Origin of the sequence: Limnohabitans sp., assembly GCF_040401495.1 — a bacterium.
In the GTDB taxonomy this organism is placed as follows: domain Bacteria; phylum Pseudomonadota; class Gammaproteobacteria; order Burkholderiales; family Burkholderiaceae_C; genus Limnohabitans.
In genome coordinates, this window is record NZ_JBBAOI010000034.1 from 1 (window position 1) to 14,953 (window position 14,953).

A 14,953-nucleotide genomic window follows, 5' to 3' on the forward strand; every position below is an offset into this window, starting at 1 on the left:
CTTCTCGGCGATGACCAGTGTTTTGCTCATGCAATTCTTCCTTGCTTACAATTCGTTGTCTCGCGCGCGCACGCGCACATGTACGTATTCAACATAGCAGAATTTTCTGACAGGCTTCCATGACCTCTTCAAGCAACAGCGGTAAACGTATTCAGGTGCGCCGCTCAGGCGTTCACGGCAAGGGGGTGTTTGCCCTGACCGACATCGCCAAAGGCGAGATCATCATCGAATACATCGGCGAGGTGATCAGCTGGAAAAAAGCGCAAAAGCGCCACCCCCACAATCCTAAAGACCCTAACCACACGTTTTACTTCCATGTGAGTAAAAAACATGTGATCGATGCACTTTATGGCGGCAATGACGCACGCTGGATCAACCACTCCTGCGCACCCAATTGCGAAGCGGATGAAGCCGGCGAGCGCATTTTCATCCGCACTATACGCAAGATCAAAGCGGGTGAAGAACTCCATTACGACTATGGCTTGGTGATTGACGAGCCTTACACCGCCACCTTGCTGGCCGATTACCCTTGTCATTGCGGCGCTCGCATGTGTCGCGGTACCTTGTTATCTCCTAAGTCTTGATGCGTGCTGGCAATGCTTTCTTGCATTGGCCGCTAAGGGCGTTGCAAGCCGCGGTCAAGCCCTTGGCTGAAGTGGCCTGTGTCGAGGTGCTGCCAACCATCGATTCCACCAACAGCGAACTCATGCGCCGAGCTCGTCTTGGCGACACCCGCCCCTGCTTGTTGGTGGCAGAGCATCAAAGTGCAGGCAGAGGCCGCCAAGGCCGTACTTGGCAGGGCCAACGCGCTGATGCGCTCACCTTTTCTTTGGGATTGATGTTGGCCCCCGCCGATTGGTCTGGTCTGTCATTGGCTGTTGGTGTGTCTATGGTTGAGGCCTTGGATCCTCAGCAAAGCCTTGGCCTTGGTTTGAAGTGGCCTAACGATGTCTGGGTGGGCGCTCCCCATGCGCCGCGCAAATTGGCAGGCATGCTCATCGAAACCGCTTGGGTTGAGGGTGACAACAGTGCCTCGCGCTACACCGTGATTGGCATTGGTATCAACCTGCAGGGTCCTTTAGACAGCGAGTTAAGCATGCCCGCTGCAGGTTTGCGTGAATGGATGGGCGAGGCTCTCCTGCCACCCATTGTGTTGCAGCGTTTGATTACCCCCTTGATCGATGCCTTGCATTTGTTTGAGGCGCAAGGCTTTGCGCCTTTCAAGACCAGGTTTGACCTGCGTGATGTGTTGCGCGGTCAGGCTGTGCGTTTGAGCAATGGGCAAGAGGGCGTGGCCTGCGGCGTGAACGCCAGTGGTGTGCTGCAAGTCGACGCTGCCCATGGCCGCATTGCGGTGAGCAGTGACGAGGTCAGCATACGTCTTACAGCAGGTGTGGCATGAGGAAATACATCACCGCGCTGGCGTTGGCTTTGGTCGTTGCCAATCTGCTGTTTTGGGCGTGGTCTGTTGGCGGGCTAAGCGTGTTTGGCTGGGCGCCTAACGACCCGCGTGAACCACAGCGCGTGGAAGAGCAATTGCGCCCCGAGGTGCTGCGTCTGCTGTCTGTAAATCCGCGTCAGTAAGGGTGTTTAAAAAAGCCTGCAAGTCGTCGAGGTCTTGTGCGCTGAGTTTGGGTTCTTGGCCAAGCTTGCCGCCATAAGGGGCTTCGCTGGTGTTAATCAAGCGTTGATAGGCCTTGGGTACGTCGTTGAACTTGGACGACTCCTTGCCGTACCACTTGGCAGGATCGGTGTCTCGGCTGGCATAAAACGCAAGCACATCATGCAAATTGTCAAAGCGTGCGTTGTGGAAAAAAGCGCGACGCACAGCCACATTGCGCAGCGACGGCACTTTGAAGGCGCCGCAGACGTTCTTTTGTGGTGAGCACAGACCTAGGTCATAGTGCCCCGCTTGGGCATTGGCCAAGATAGCGGTATGGCGGGGCACACCTAAGTTGTCATAGCTGAAATCGGTGAACAAGGCGGGCGTGCCATCGGCAGCAGCTTGGGCGGTATGACAGGCGGCGCAATTGCCTTTTTCCTCATCCTGAAATAAACGCCAACCCCGCTCTTGCTGAACAGAAAACTCGGCTTGCCCTTGCATGACCCGGTCGAACAAGCTGTCAAAGCGTTGAAACACAGGGTCTTGGCTTTGGTAACTGGCCAAGGCAAAAGTCATTGCTTGAAAGGCTTGGTCTGGGTTACCCAACACACCTTTGCCAAACACTTCACTGAAACGCTGCGCATAGGCGCTGTTTTGCAAGCGTTGCACCACTTCGCCGCGGCTGGTGTTGGCCATTTCATGAGGATTCAAAAAGGGCTCGCCTGCTTGCGCTTGCAGGGTGTTTGCGCGACCGTCCCAAAAAAATCCGCCGCTGGCCTTGCCGTCTTCGTCCCATTGCAGTGCATGGTTGAATTTGAGGTAGCGTAGCGAAGGCACATTGCGCGTACCTGCGTGCTCAAAAGCGGCGCCACCTGCCTCTAGGCCACGTGCAGAGGAATGTCCCAGCGAGGCCACATGGCAAGTCGCACACGACTGCTGGCCAGAAGCGGACAGGCCAACGTCATGAAAAATCAATTTACCCAGCTGGGCAGGCGCTGAAAGTTGAGGCGCTTGATGGTGTGTCCACCAGAGCACACCGCCCAACACCATGCAGGCCATGCCCATGGGCCACCACTGGATACGTCGTGCTTGCATCAGCGAAAACCTACGCGGTCGAGCATTTGCTGAACCTTGATTTGGTTCATGCCAATAAAGCTCACGGGCAAGGGGTCTGTTTTGAAGTTTCCACCAGCCATGGATTGCAAAGCGGGGTTGTTGATTTGCACACTTTTGACCACCGGCCACTCGTTGTTGCCGTCGGCAAAATAGGCTTGGGCAGAAGGACTTGCCAAGTATTCCAAAAACTTTTGTGCGTTGGCGGGGTGCTTGGTATGTTGGGCTACCGCGCCGCCGGCGATGTTCATGTGCGTACCCCAGCTTGCTTGGTTGGGGAAGATGATGCCAATGCGTTGCATCAGCACTTGGTCTTGCTGTGCGCCAGAGCGCAGCAGGCGCGCCACATAGTAGGAGTTGGCAAGCGCTATGCCGCACTCACCGCTGCCCACCGCTTTGATCTGGTCTGTGTCACCCCCTTTGGGGCTGCGCGCCATATTGCCGACCAAGTCTTTGAGCCAAATCTCTGTGGCGGGTGCACCCAGATGCTCGACCATGGCGCCGAACATTGACAGGTTGTAGGGATGAGAGCCTGAGCGCACGCACAACTTGTTCTTGTTCACTGGCAGGGCGAGCTTTTCATAGCTGTCAACATCCTCGGGCTTGACCCGAGATTTGTCATACACGATGACACGCGCACGTGTTGAAAACCCAAACCAAGCCGTGCCTTCGGCGCGGGTGCGGGCACGCAGGTGTTCAGGAATGGCCTTCTCTAACAACTTTGAATGGATGGGTTTGAACAAACCCTCGACTTCGCCCTTCCACAAACGCGCGGCGTCCACCAACAAAATCACATCAGCTGGCGAGGCTGAGCCCTCGGCCTTCAGGCGTGAGAGGATGCCGGCATCATCCGCATCCACGCGGTTGATGCGAATGCCAGTTGCACGGGTGAAGTCGGCGTACAAGGCTTCGTCGGTGGCGTAGTGCCTAGCGGAATAGAGATTGAGTTCAGCATCTTGAGCGTGGCTGGCGCCCCCCAAACTGGCCAATAAAGCCAAAAAACAGAAGGCACGACGAAAAATAACGGCAAAACCTAGCTTGAAAATCATGATGCACTTTCTGTCAAAGAAACATCATCATAAATCAAATAAGAACTATTCGCATTTGCGTTAGATCAAAAAACCATTGAAAAATCAGGTTTTACGCAAAGTTCGACTCAAAAGCATGACGGGTAACAGGCCCACCAGCACCAATGCCAGTGAGGGCAGGGCGGCCTCCCCAAGCCGTTCATCCCTTGCCAATTGGTAGGCCATGACCGCCAAGGTGTCGGTGTTGAAGGGGCGCAGCACCAAGGTGGCGGGCAACTCTTTCATCACATCCACCAAAACCAATAAAAGCGCAGCCGCGGTGGAGCGTTTGAGCAAAGGCCAATGCACACGGGTGAACAAAGCGGCGCGAAACACCCCCAAGGTGCGCGAAACCTCGTCAGTGCTGATGGGGATGCGGGTATAGCCAGTTTGAACTGCTTGCAGTGCCACAGCGATAAAGCGCACAAGGTAGGCCCAGACCAAGCCCAAAATGGTGGCGGTCAACCAGTATCCCGCTTGGCTTTGGGGCCAAGCTTGTTGCAACCAGCCAATGGGCAGCAGCAAGCCCACCACGATGATGACGCCTGGTACGGCATAGCCCAAACCAACCGCCTGTGTGCTCAAGCGCTGCCAAACGCCAGCATGCGCCCGCTGACTGAAGGCCAACGAAAGCGCCATACCTACGGCAAGCACGGCGGTTAACAAACCAAGGTAGAGGCTGTTGCCCATCCAGACTGAAAATTTCAGCCAATCGATCCACATGCTTTGGCTGTGAACCCACAATGCATGCGCCATGATCAGCAAGGGCAAGACAAAGCCCAGCAGCACCGGCACGGCGCACAGCAGCAAAGCCAAAGCCGCAGGCCCCCCTTTTAGTTGCAAAGGCTGTGATTCAGTGCCACGGCCCATGCTGCGCTGAGAGGCAAAGCGCAAACGGGCCTGAGCTTTTTGCTCCAGCCGCAGCATAAGGGCGACCAATAGCAACAAAAAGGTCGCCAACTGAGCAGCAGCCACACGGTCATCCATCACCAACCAAGCTTTGTAAATGCCGGTAGAAAAAGTGGTCACGCCAAAATAGCTGCTCACCCCAAAATCTGCCAGCGTCTCCATCAGCGCCAAGGCGGTGCCAGCAGCGATGGCGGGGCGAGCCAAAGGAAGCGCGACACGAAAAATACGGCGCGGCAAATCGGCACCTAACAAACGAGCGGCCTCCATCAACTGAGGCGCGCGTTCAACCAATGCAGCCCGCACCAACAAATACACATAGGGGTAAAGCGCAAAACTCAAAACGGCGGCCGCTCCCCACAGGCTTCGCACATCGGGCCAGAGTGAGCCTTGCCAGCCCAGCCAAGCACGTAAACCGGTTTGCAATGGGCCGCTGAATTGCAAGAAATCGCTGTAAGCATATGCCACCACATACGCTGGCATGGCCAAGGGCAACAGCAACGCCCATTCCATGCTGCGCCGCCCCTTGAAGTCAAACAAAGTGACAGCCGCAGCGCTCACACTGCCCATGCTGATCACGCCAATGGTCACCCAAAAACACAGGCCCAGACTGCTCACCACATAGCTGGGCAAGACAGTGCTGACCATCCCTAGCAAGATATCAGCAGAGCCATCGTTCCACTGCAGCCAAGCAGCCAGCACCATCAGCACGGGCATGGCCAGTAGCACAATCACCAACAACCGCAGCAAGGAAATCAGGCGCATGGAGTCGTCGCGGCAAGCGACAGGGACAAAAGGCAGATTGTAGGCAGCGGGTGTTTGAAAAAGTCAGATGCCTACAATCCGCAGCATGTTTCTCCAAGTCAACGCTTTGCAAGTGCACTACCCTGGCCGCCAACGCGCAGCCGTCGACAGCGTGAGCCTGCAATTGCAAGCAGGCCAGATGGGTGTGTTGATAGGCCCCTCGGGATGCGGCAAGACCACGCTGCTGCGCGCCGTGGCAGGATTGGAAAAAATCAGCACGGGCGAGATCTGCATCGATGGCGTGGCAGTCAGCGGCCATGGCGTACACCTGCCGCCAGAGCAGCGCCGCATCGGCATGGTGTTCCAAGACTATGCGCTGTTTCCACATTTGAATGTGGCGCAAAACATCGCGTTTGGCTTGCACCGTTGGCCCTTAGACCGACAGCGTGCCCGAGTCAAAGATGTCTTGGCTTTGGTGGGGTTGGAAAACAGTGGCCAGCGTTTCGCCCACGAACTCTCAGGCGGGCAACAGCAAAGGGTGGCCTTGGCGCGGGCTTTGGCGCCACAACCTCAGTTGCTATTACTCGATGAGCCTTTCTCCAATTTGGACGTGGACTTGCGCGAGCGTTTGGCGCATGAGTTGCGCTCCATCCTCAAGATGGCCAACACCACCGCGCTGTTTGTCACCCATGACCAGCTCGAAGCATTTGCGCTGGGGGACGTGATTGGGGTGATGCACCAAGGCAAGTTAGAGCAGTGGGACGACGCCTACCATTTGTACCACCTACCCGCCACCCGCTTTGTGGCGGAATTCATCGGTCATGGCGTATTTGCACCCGCCACCATGCGCCAAGAAGGTGGTGACGTTGTACTCCACACTCCGTTGGGTGAGTTGCGCGAAACCATGGCCGCCAATCCGCAAGCACTGCAGATGGGCGCATGTGATGTGCTCCTGCGCGCCGATGACATCGTGCATGACGATGCTGCGCTGGTCAAAGCGCAAATCATTCGCAAAGCCTTTCGTGGCTCTGAGTTTTTGTACACGCTATTGCTCGACAGCGGACAGACCTTGATGGCCCATGTACCCAGTCACCATGACCACCACATTGGCGAGTGGATAGGCATACGCGCTGAAGTAGACCATGTGGTGACATTCGCCAAAGTGCCTGTTTAGGTCTTTGTAAATACCACGTTGAATTGCGCCCCGGGCGGGTTGTGCCCTGGGTGGGTTTCGTGCAAAACCACAGTTGCGCCGTGTTGACGGGCGATTTCAAGAACGATGGGCAAACCCAGCCCAGAACCATCGGCCTCGGTACCCAGTATGCGATAGAAGGGCTCAAACACGCGCTCTCGCTCGGCCTCTGGTATGCCCGGACCAGTATCTTCCACCTGCAACACCAACTCATCTTTGGCATTGCGGTAGACACGCGCGGTCACCACACCTGGGCGCTGCGGGCTGGTCGTTGTGTAGTTCAAAGCGTTTTCAATCAGGTTACGCACCATCTCTTTGAGTAAGGTAGGGTTGCCTTGCAGCCCAGCCGCGTCGCCTGCATTGTCAAAACCCAAATCGATGTATTTGTCCATGGCGCGGGGCAAACAGTCTTTCACCACCTCCATGGTGAGGCTGCTCAGGTCGCAAGCTTGTTTGGCCGCAGGGGCGCCGCTACTTTCTGCACGTGCCAAAGCCAGCAGTTGGTTCACGGTGTGGGTGGCACGAATGCTGGCGCGGCCTATGTGGTGCAAGGACTGCTTCAAATCATCGGCATTGGCGTCTTTGCGCAGGGCCAAATCAGCTTGCATGCGCAGTCCCGCCAGCGGGGTTTTCAGTTGGTGCGCCGCATCAGCTAAAAAGCGTTTTTGGGTGGCAATCGAGTCTTGCAGGCGTTGCAACAAATCGTTGATGGATGACACCAGTGGGGAGACCTCGATTGGCACCACGCTTTCATCCAAGGGGCTCATGTCGTCAGTCTTGCGCTGGCGTATGCGTTGCTCAAGTTCATTGAGCGGTTGAATACCCCGCGCCAACGCCAACCAAATCAGCAAGACCGCCAAGGGCAAGATGACGAACTGCGGCAGCATCACACCTTTGATGATTTCATTGGCCAGCACCGAGCGCTTTTCCAAGGTTTCAGCCACTTGCACCAGTGCTGGGCGCGCCGAGGAAGGCTGTACACGCACCCAGATGTAGGCAACCCGAATCGGCACGCCCTTGCGCATATCGTCACGCATACGCAGCTCATCGGTGACCAGTTTTTCATCCTCTTGCGGCAGCGGTAACGCACTGTCGCCGCCCAAAAATTCGCCCCTTGCGCCAAGCACTTGGTAATACACCTCATCGGTTTCGTCAGCTTGCAAGATTTTGCTAGCAAGCATTGGGAGTTCAAAGCGCACAGTGGTTTCATCGCTTTGCACCAGTTGCGCCAGTACACGGGCGTTGTGGCCGAGACCACGGTCAAAAGGAACGCTGGCGATGCCTTCTGCAATCAGCCAAGTCAAACCAAAAGTGATGGGCCACAGCAACAAAAAAGGCGTGAGCATCCAATCGAGAATCTCGCCAAACAAAGAGCGTTGGCGGCGTTGAAAAAGTTTCACGGTGCCAGGGATGCGGAGTCAGTAGCAGGGTGGATTTTTTCTAAACAGTAGCCCAAGCCGCGTACCGTGGCAATGCGGATAGGCCCCTTTTCAATCTTCTTGCGCAGGCGGTGGATGTATACCTCGATGGCGTTGTTGCTGACCTCTTCGCCCCATTCACATAAACGCTCGACTAACTGGTCTTTGCTGACCAAGCGCCCCGAGCGTTGCAACAACACTTCCAGCAAACCGAGTTCACGCGCCGACAACTCGACCATGCGACCGTCGATGGTGGCAACACGCCCTGCTTGGTCGTAAACCAAGGGGCCGTGGTTGATGGTGGCGGTGGTGCTGCCCATGCCGCGTCGGGTCAGGGCGCGAACCCGTGCCTCGAGCTCTTGCAGCGAGAACGGCTTGGCCATGTAGTCGTCAGCACCATAGTCCAAACCTTTGACACGTTCGTCCACGCTGTCCGCGGCGGTGAGGATGAGTACGGGGAGGTTGTTGCCTCGGGCGCGAAGACGCTTGAGCACTTCCAGGCCATGCATCTTGGGCAGGCCCAAATCAAGGATGATGAGATCAAACTCTTGCGAGGTCATTAAAGCGGCATCGGCTTCGGTGCCGCTGGCAACATGGTCGACAGCAGCGCCAGACGCTCTCAGGGTTCGCAGTAAACCGTCCGCCAGCACTTGGTCATCTTCAGCGATCAGTATGCGCATGTGCTTGACTCCCCTGAACTGTATTTTTCTCCATTCTAGGTTGAACATACATGCAAAAGCCCAGTAAATAATGGGGGTTAACGCGAGTCTGCGGCATAGGCTTCCAGCCCCAAATTCACGACAGTCGCTACATCAGAGCCCACTTCTTGGCGGAACTCTTCTTCGGCTTGCGCGATGGCGGCTTCAAAGGCTTTGAGCCACGCAAGACCTGTCTGGGTGAACACAATGCGTTTGGCCCGCGCGTCGCCCTCGTCGTCTTCACGCCGAACCACGCCCCAAGCCACGCATTGGTTCACCAAGTCGCCCATGGCTTGTTTGCTCATACCGGCCATAGCGGCGAGTTCATTCAACCTTGCGCCTTGCAAAGGCAGGTGCCGCGTGATGTGGATGTGCGCCGCGCTCACCTTGTCACGGGCGGCCAAATTGGACAATGCCAAAGGCGCGTCAATGTGCTGCGCCATCAGTACCAACACCCGTGCGTCAAAGCGGCGCATAGCATGGCCCAACAGGCGGCCCAAGTGCGATTGACGCCAGTCTTGGGCGGAGGGAAGTAAATTGAAAGCCATTGTCTATATAGTAAGGCAAACTGACGAAAAATAGTGTTTACAAAAATATATTGAGCGGATAAAGTACTGTTCAAGCATCCAGCCTGTGGTTAGTAACAGGTTTTGATTTAGCTCACAACCCATTGACCTTAAAGGAGATTTCCATGGACAACGTGAAAAGCATCGCCGCTGCAGGCGAAAAGGCAAAAGCACTGCAAGCCGCCTTGGCCCAAATTGAAAAGCAGTTTGGCAAAGGCACCATCATGCGTTTGGGCGAGGGCGAGGCCATTGAAGACATACAGGTGGTGTCCACCGGCTCACTGGGCCTGGACGTCGCTTTGGGTGTGGGCGGCCTGCCGCGCGGTCGCGTCATTGAAATTTACGGCCCAGAGTCTTCAGGTAAAACCACCCTCACCTTGCAAGTCATCGCCGAAATGCAAAAAATGGCTGGCACTTGCGCCTTCGTCGATGCCGAGCATGCACTGGATGTGCAGTATGCGCAAAAGCTGGGCGTGAACCTGCAAGAACTGCTGATCAGCCAGCCCGACACGGGCGAGCAAGCGCTGGAAATTGTCGACAGCTTGGTGCGCTCGGGCGCGGTCGACCTCATCGTCATCGACTCGGTGGCAGCGCTCACGCCCAAGGCCGAATTGGAGGGCGAAATGGGCGACTCCTTGCCCGGCCTGCAAGCGCGCCTCATGAGCCAAGCTTTGCGAAAGCTCACCGCGCACATCAAGAAAACCAACTGTACCGTCATCTTCATCAACCAAATACGCATGAAGATTGGCGTCATGTTCGGCTCACCCGAAACCACCACCGGCGGCAACGCCTTGAAGTTCTACGCTTCTGTGCGTTTAGACATCCGACGCACTGGCACCATCAAAAAGGGTGAAGAGTCCATCGGCAACGAAACCAAGGTCAAGGTCGTTAAAAACAAAGTGGCACCCCCGTTCAAAACAGCCGAATTCGATATCTTGTTTGGCGAGGGCATCAGCCGTCACGGCGAAATCATCGATATGGGGGTGGCTGCCAAGATCGTCGACAAATCCGGCGCTTGGTATGCCTACCAAGGCGAAAAAATCGGGCAAGGGCGCGACAACTCACGCGAATTTTTGCGCGAAAACCCCGAGTTGGCCTTTGAAATTGAAAACAAGGTACGTGAGTCCTTGGGCATCCCTTTGTTGCCCGCTGAGGTCGAAGAACCCAAGTTGCAAGCGGTCAAGTGAGCGCTGTCGTGGTGAATTGGCCGTTCAAGGTGGTGCAAGGTGGTGCAGCCGGCGCTGAACCACCCGCGTCTATCGCGGCGCGTGGCAAAACACGCGCGGCGGTCAGCCAGCCAACGGTCAAAGCCAAAGCCGTCAGCCTCTTGGCGCAGCGCGAATACTCGCGCCAAGAGCTAAGCGACAAACTCAAAGCAGAAGATGCCAGCCCAGAAGAAGTCGAGCAGGCCTTGGCGCAGTTAGCAGCCAAAGGCTTGGTAGACGACGCACGGGTGGTCGAAACCTTGGTCAACCGACGCTCCAGCAAGCTAGGCGCATCAAGGCTTAGGCAAGAGTTGCAGGCCAAAGGCGTCAGCGCAGAACTGGTGGCCGAAACCATGGCGGACCTCAAGAGCACAGAGTTAGCGCGTGCGCGGGCAGTATGGCAAAAGAAATTCGGCCTACTTGCCGCCTCTGCCACAGAGCGCAACAAGCAAGCCCGGTTTATGGCCAGCCGCGGTTTTTCGGGCGAGGTGGTTCGCCAAGTTGTCTCAGGCTTGGCCGAAGACTAAACGCCGAGCATTAATCGCAGGTTTTGTACCGCGGCGCCGCTGGCGCCTTTGCCAAGGTTGTCCAAGCGCGCCATCAGCACCACATGACCATGAGCCTCGTTGGCAAACACCCGCAACTCCATGCGGTTGGTGTCGTTCAAAGCGGTGGCGTCCAGTTTCAGGTCCTCGGTAGGGGGCAACACCGTCACGCAGGGGTTGCTGGGGTCGTTGGTTTGGGCGTAATGCGCTGCCAGCGCCTCGTGCAAATCCGAAGCACTGACGCGGCGAGGTAGCAAGCCTAAATGAAGTGGTAATTGAACAATCATGCCTTGCTTAAAATTACCCACGCTGGGCACAAACAGCGGGCGGCATGTGAGGCCGGTGCAATGCATGATCTCCGGAATATGCTTATGTGACAAACCTAGCGCATAGGCTTCAAACAAGGGGGCTTGGCCTGCTTCGTAGGCTTCAATCATGCTGCGCCCGCCGCCCGAATAGCCGCTGACGCTGGGCAAGCTTAAAGGGAAATCGCCCGGCAGCAAACCGGCGTCAATCAGTGGGCGAATCAGCGCAATCGCACCCGTGGCGTAGCAGCCGGGGTTGGCCACGCGCAGGGCTTGGCGCACCTTGTTTGCCTGTCCAACTGCCAATTCGGGGAAACCATAAACCCAATCGGCTTGGGTGCGGTGGGCAGTGGATGCGTCGATGATGCGCGGTTGGTGCCCGCTCATGGCATCGATCATGGCCACCGATTCACGTGCTGCGTCGTCGTGCAAACACAAAATCACCACATCCACATCGGCCATCAGGGCGCGTTTTGCCTCGGGGTCTTTGCGTTGGGCTGGGTCTATGCTGACCAGATGGACCTGTGGCAACAAAGCCAAACGTTCGCGTATTTGTAAGCCAGTGGTACCGGCTTCGCCGTCAATAAAAACCTGAGCCATGTTGAGAATTCTTAAGAGTAGAAACAAAGGTGACAGCTGACACTGTAAGCCCCATGTCAATTGATGGCAAAAACGACTCTTGGTGCAATGCAACATGATACATTCCGTGGCAATCCCGCTCTGTAACGGGAAAGATCCAAGACCATGCAGGTCAGCGCTGTGTAAAGCGTGACCTTAAGAAAGCGAGCCCCATGAAAATCCACGAATACCAAGGCAAGGATATCTTGCGTCAATTCGGTGTGCCGGTTCCTCGCGGCATTGCTGCCTTCACCGTCCAAGAAGCGGTCGAAGCCGCCCAAAAACTCGGCGGCCCCGTGTGGGTGGTGAAAGCCCAAATACACGCCGGTGGGCGCGGCAAAGGCGGCGGCGTCAAAGTGGCCAAAAGCATTGACGACGTCAAGCGCTTGGCCAGTGAGATTTTGGGCATGCAGCTCAAAACCCACCAAACTGGCCCCATGGGTCAAAAAGTGCGACGCCTGTACATAGAAGATGGCGCAGACATCCAAAAAGAGTATTACGTGTCGGTGGTCACCGACCGCGCCACCCAAAAAGTGGCCTTCATCGCGTCCAGCGAAGGCGGCATGGACATCGAAGAAGTGGCGCACAGCACGCCCGAGAAAATCATCACCGAGTTCATCGACCCCCTCACCGGTTTGGGTGACGCCCAAGCCAAAAAAATCGCCAATGCGATTGGCTTGCCCGCAGACTCTACCGCGCAAGCCATGGATGTGTTTCAAAAGCTCTACAAGTGCTTCATGGACACCGACGCCTCGTTGGTGGAAATCAACCCTTTAAACCGCGACAGCAAGGGCGGCATCATCGCTTTGGACGCCAAGTTCAACTTTGACGCCAACGCCTTGTTCCGCCACCCCGAGATCGTCGCTTACCGCGACTTGGACGAAGAAGACCCCGCTGAAGTCGAAGCCTCTAAGTTTGATTTGGCCTACATCTCCCTTGATGGCAACATCGGTTGCTTGGTCAACGGCGCTGGCTTGGCCATGGCGACCATGGACACCATCAAATTGTTTGGTGCAGAACCCGCTAACTTTTTGGATGTGGGCGGCGGCGCCACCCCCGAGAAGGTCACCGAGGCCTTCAAGATCATGCTGAAAAACCCCAAGGTCAAGGCCATTTTGGTCAACATCTTTGGCGGCATCATGAAGTGCGACACCATTGCCCACGGCGTGATCACCGCTTGCAAAGCGGTCAACCTGTCCGTGCCATTGGTGGTGCGCATGAAGGGCACCAACGAAGACCTGGGCAAGAAGATGCTGGCCGAGTCGGGTCTTCCCATCATCAGCGCCGACACCATGGCCGAGGCTGCGCAAAAAGTCGTTGCCGCATTGAAAGCTTGAATCATGTCCATCTATATCAATAAAGACACCAAGGTCATCACCCAAGGCATCACCGGCAAAACGGGACAGTTCCATACCGAGAAGTGCCAGGAATACGCCAACGGCAAAAACTGTTTCGTCGCGGGCGTCAACCCCAAAAAGGCTGGCGAGTCGATTTTCAACATCCCGATTTACGCCTCGGTCAAAGAGGCTGCCAAGCAAACCGGCGCCACCGTGTCGGTCATTTACGTGCCTCCCGCCGGTGCAGCGGATGCGATTTGGGAGGCTGTAGAAGCGGATCTGGACTTAGCGATTTGCATCACCGAAGGCATCCCCGTGCGCGACATGCTGATGGTGCGCAACAAAATGAAGGCCAAAGAAGCTGCTGGTGGCAAACGCACTTTGCTCTTGGGCCCCAACTGCCCAGGACTGATCACCCCCGATGAAATCAAAATCGGCATCATGCCTGGCCACATCCACCGCAAGGGGCGCATTGGCGTGGTCTCACGTTCGGGCACGCTGACCTATGAAGCGGTGGCGCAGCTCACCGAAATCGGCTTGGGCCAGTCCAGTGCCGTGGGCATTGGTGGCGACCCGATCAACGGCTTGAAGCACATCGATGTGATGCGCGCTTTCAACGACGACCCCGACACCGACGCGGTCATCATGATTGGCGAAATCGGCGGACCCGACGAAGCCGAAGCCGCACGCTGGTGCAAAGCCAATATGAAAAAACCCATCGTCGGCTTCATCGCCGGTGTGACCGCACCTGCGGGCAAACGCATGGGCCACGCTGGCGCTTTGATCAGTGGTGGCGCGGACACAGCCGAGGCCAAGCTGGCTGTGATGGAGGAATGCGGCTTCAAAATCACCCGCAACCCGTCTGAAATGGCCAAGCTGCTAAAGGCAATGCTCTAGATGGAATTATTTCAAGACCCCGCTTTTTGGTTGGCGGTCGGCCAAATCATCTTGATTGATATTTTGCTCGGTGGCGACAACGCCATCGTCATCGCTTTGGCTTGCCGAGGCTTACCCGAGCATCAACGCCGTCAAGGTATTTTTTGGGGCACGATGGGCGCGATTGTGATCCGCATAGGCTTGATTGGCGTGGCACTTACCCTGCTGGGTATTCCTTTTCTAAAGCTCTTTGGGGCAGCTTTGTTGCTTTGGATTGGTGTGAAGCTCCTCACCGAAGAAGATGACGACCACGAGGTGGACGCCAGCGAAAAACTCTGGGGTGCCGTCAAAACCATTGTGCTGGCTGACTTGGTCATGAGTGTGGACAACGTCATTGGCGTGACCGCGGCCGCTGAGGCGGGTGGCGGCGACCACAAAATGGCTTTGGTGGTGTTTGGTTTGCTGGTCAGCATACCCGTGGTGGTGTGGGGCAGCACCTTTGTGATTCGCTTGATGGACAGATTCCCTTGGGTGATCACCTTGGGCGGCATGGTCATGGGCTGGATTGCGGGCACCATGGCTGTCACCGACCCAGGCTTGCTTGAACTCGTGCCAGCCATGCTTGGCGAGAACGGCAAAGTGCTTGGTTGGTTGTATTACCTAGCAGGCAGTGTGTGTGCAGTGGGCGTGGTCGTAGCTGGAAAGTTAGTGCTTCGCATGAAATCAGCCCTAGAGATGAAGCGCGAACTACCTCCCTAAG

15 protein-coding genes are annotated in these 14,953 nt (G+C 56.3%); 8 read left to right on the top strand and 7 right to left on the bottom strand.

Annotation, left to right across the window (positions count from 1 at the left end; all coding sequences use genetic code 11):
* The first annotated feature begins 119 nt into the window (after positions 1-119).
* Both AC9UEO_RS13005 and AC9UEO_RS13010 read left to right on the top strand, forming a co-directional pair.
* On the top strand, positions 120-584 hold the full coding sequence (locus AC9UEO_RS13005) for an SET domain-containing protein (RefSeq protein ID WP_509534291.1): 465 nt from the start codon (positions 120-122) through the stop codon (positions 582-584).
* The gene (locus AC9UEO_RS13010; protein WP_509534294.1) at positions 584-1,402 is read left to right on the top strand and encodes a biotin--[acetyl-CoA-carboxylase] ligase; all 819 of its coding nucleotides are present in this window, start codon (positions 584-586) and stop codon (positions 1,400-1,402) included. The genes AC9UEO_RS13005 and AC9UEO_RS13010 overlap by 1 nt, the downstream gene beginning before the upstream one ends.
* Positions 1,403-1,498: 96 nt before the next feature.
* On the opposite strand, the gene AC9UEO_RS13015 is transcribed toward AC9UEO_RS13010, so the two are convergent.
* The 3 genes from AC9UEO_RS13015 to AC9UEO_RS13025 all read right to left on the bottom strand — a co-directional run bounded on the left by AC9UEO_RS13015 (position 1,499) and on the right by AC9UEO_RS13025 (position 5,454).
* Complete coding sequence (locus AC9UEO_RS13015) at positions 1,499-2,698, bottom strand: cytochrome-c peroxidase (protein ID WP_509534297.1); 1,200 nt, start codon at positions 2,696-2,698, stop codon at positions 1,499-1,501.
* Entirely contained in the window at positions 2,698-3,765 is a 1,068-nt protein-coding gene (locus AC9UEO_RS13020) for an extracellular solute-binding protein (protein WP_509534300.1), read from the bottom strand. Before AC9UEO_RS13020 ends, AC9UEO_RS13015 begins: the two co-directional genes overlap by 1 nt.
* Before the next feature lie 84 nt (positions 3,766-3,849).
* Positions 3,850-5,454, bottom strand: a complete 1,605-nt coding sequence (locus tag AC9UEO_RS13025; protein ID WP_509534302.1) for an ABC transporter permease — start codon at positions 5,452-5,454, stop codon at positions 3,850-3,852.
* Between the two features lie 85 nt (positions 5,455-5,539).
* Here AC9UEO_RS13025 and AC9UEO_RS13030 point away from each other — a divergent pair, with 85 nt between their 5' ends.
* Complete coding sequence (locus tag AC9UEO_RS13030) at positions 5,540-6,607, top strand: ABC transporter ATP-binding protein (protein WP_509534305.1); 1,068 nt, start codon at positions 5,540-5,542, stop codon at positions 6,605-6,607.
* On the opposite strand, the gene AC9UEO_RS13035 is transcribed toward AC9UEO_RS13030, so the two are convergent.
* The 3 genes from AC9UEO_RS13035 to AC9UEO_RS13045 all read right to left on the bottom strand — a co-directional run bounded on the left by AC9UEO_RS13035 (position 6,604) and on the right by AC9UEO_RS13045 (position 9,289).
* Positions 6,604-8,025, bottom strand: coding sequence for a sensor histidine kinase (locus AC9UEO_RS13035; protein WP_509534308.1), 1,422 nt, complete (start codon positions 8,023-8,025; stop codon positions 6,604-6,606). The genes AC9UEO_RS13030 and AC9UEO_RS13035 overlap by 4 nt on opposite strands.
* Positions 8,022-8,723 carry a response regulator transcription factor gene (locus AC9UEO_RS13040; protein WP_509534311.1) on the bottom strand — a complete coding sequence of 234 codons (702 nt, stop codon included), beginning with the start codon at positions 8,721-8,723 and terminating at the stop codon, positions 8,022-8,024. Before AC9UEO_RS13040 ends, AC9UEO_RS13035 begins: the two co-directional genes overlap by 4 nt.
* Positions 8,724-8,800: 77 nt before the next feature.
* Complete coding sequence (locus AC9UEO_RS13045; RefSeq protein WP_509534313.1) at positions 8,801-9,289, bottom strand: MarR family transcriptional regulator; 489 nt, start codon at positions 9,287-9,289, stop codon at positions 8,801-8,803.
* A 143-nt stretch (positions 9,290-9,432) separates the two neighbouring features.
* Here AC9UEO_RS13045 and recA point away from each other — a divergent pair, with 143 nt between their 5' ends.
* Both recA and recX read left to right on the top strand, forming a co-directional pair.
* Positions 9,433-10,494 (top strand): recombinase RecA, encoded by a 1,062-nt coding sequence (gene recA / locus AC9UEO_RS13050; protein ID WP_509534315.1) that lies wholly within the window; start codon positions 9,433-9,435, stop codon positions 10,492-10,494.
* On the top strand, positions 10,491-11,039 hold the full coding sequence (recX, locus tag AC9UEO_RS13055) for a recombination regulator RecX (protein WP_509534318.1): 549 nt from the start codon (positions 10,491-10,493) through the stop codon (positions 11,037-11,039). Before recA ends, recX begins: the two co-directional genes overlap by 4 nt.
* Here the strand turns inward: recX and argC are convergent.
* Positions 11,036-11,962 (bottom strand): N-acetyl-gamma-glutamyl-phosphate reductase, encoded by a 927-nt coding sequence (argC, locus tag AC9UEO_RS13060; RefSeq protein WP_509534321.1) that lies wholly within the window; start codon positions 11,960-11,962, stop codon positions 11,036-11,038. The genes recX and argC overlap by 4 nt on opposite strands.
* 191 nt (positions 11,963-12,153) lie before the next feature.
* On the opposite strand from argC, the gene sucC reads away from it, so the two are divergent.
* From sucC to AC9UEO_RS13075, 3 genes are read left to right on the top strand one after another with little or no spacing between them, the layout of a single operon-like run.
* The gene (sucC, locus tag AC9UEO_RS13065; protein ID WP_509534323.1) at positions 12,154-13,317 is read left to right on the top strand and encodes an ADP-forming succinate--CoA ligase subunit beta; all 1,164 of its coding nucleotides are present in this window, start codon (positions 12,154-12,156) and stop codon (positions 13,315-13,317) included.
* Between the two features lie 3 nt (positions 13,318-13,320).
* Positions 13,321-14,214 carry a succinate--CoA ligase subunit alpha gene (sucD, locus tag AC9UEO_RS13070; RefSeq protein WP_509534325.1) on the top strand — a complete coding sequence of 298 codons (894 nt, stop codon included), beginning with the start codon at positions 13,321-13,323 and terminating at the stop codon, positions 14,212-14,214.
* Positions 14,215-14,952 carry a TerC family protein gene (locus AC9UEO_RS13075; protein WP_509534327.1) on the top strand — a complete coding sequence of 246 codons (738 nt, stop codon included), beginning with the start codon at positions 14,215-14,217 and terminating at the stop codon, positions 14,950-14,952. It abuts the gene before it with no gap.
* The last annotated feature ends 1 nt before the right edge of the window (position 14,953 follow it).

Excerpts from the sequence above, each read along its gene's own strand:
- AC9UEO_RS13005 (WP_509534291.1), top strand. The coding sequence starts at position 120 with ATGACCTCTTCAAGCAACAGCGGTAAACGTATTCAGGTGCGCCGCTCA.
- AC9UEO_RS13010 (WP_509534294.1), top strand. The coding sequence starts at position 584 with ATGCGTGCTGGCAATGCTTTCTTGCATTGGCCGCTAAGGGCGTTGCAA.
- AC9UEO_RS13015 (WP_509534297.1), bottom strand. The coding sequence starts at position 2,698 with ATGCAAGCACGACGTATCCAGTGGTGGCCCATGGGCATGGCCTGCATG.
- AC9UEO_RS13020 (WP_509534300.1), bottom strand. The coding sequence starts at position 3,765 with ATGATTTTCAAGCTAGGTTTTGCCGTTATTTTTCGTCGTGCCTTCTGT.
- AC9UEO_RS13025 (WP_509534302.1), bottom strand. The coding sequence starts at position 5,454 with ATGCGCCTGATTTCCTTGCTGCGGTTGTTGGTGATTGTGCTACTGGCC.
- AC9UEO_RS13030 (WP_509534305.1), top strand. The coding sequence starts at position 5,540 with ATGTTTCTCCAAGTCAACGCTTTGCAAGTGCACTACCCTGGCCGCCAA.
- AC9UEO_RS13040 (WP_509534311.1), bottom strand. The coding sequence starts at position 8,723 with ATGCGCATACTGATCGCTGAAGATGACCAAGTGCTGGCGGACGGTTTA.
- AC9UEO_RS13045 (WP_509534313.1), bottom strand. The coding sequence starts at position 9,289 with ATGGCTTTCAATTTACTTCCCTCCGCCCAAGACTGGCGTCAATCGCAC.
- recA (WP_509534315.1), top strand. The coding sequence starts at position 9,433 with ATGGACAACGTGAAAAGCATCGCCGCTGCAGGCGAAAAGGCAAAAGCA.
- argC (WP_509534321.1), bottom strand. The coding sequence starts at position 11,962 with ATGGCTCAGGTTTTTATTGACGGCGAAGCCGGTACCACTGGCTTACAA.
- sucC (WP_509534323.1), top strand. The coding sequence starts at position 12,154 with ATGAAAATCCACGAATACCAAGGCAAGGATATCTTGCGTCAATTCGGT.
- sucD (WP_509534325.1), top strand. The coding sequence starts at position 13,321 with ATGTCCATCTATATCAATAAAGACACCAAGGTCATCACCCAAGGCATC.
- AC9UEO_RS13075 (WP_509534327.1), top strand. The coding sequence starts at position 14,215 with ATGGAATTATTTCAAGACCCCGCTTTTTGGTTGGCGGTCGGCCAAATC.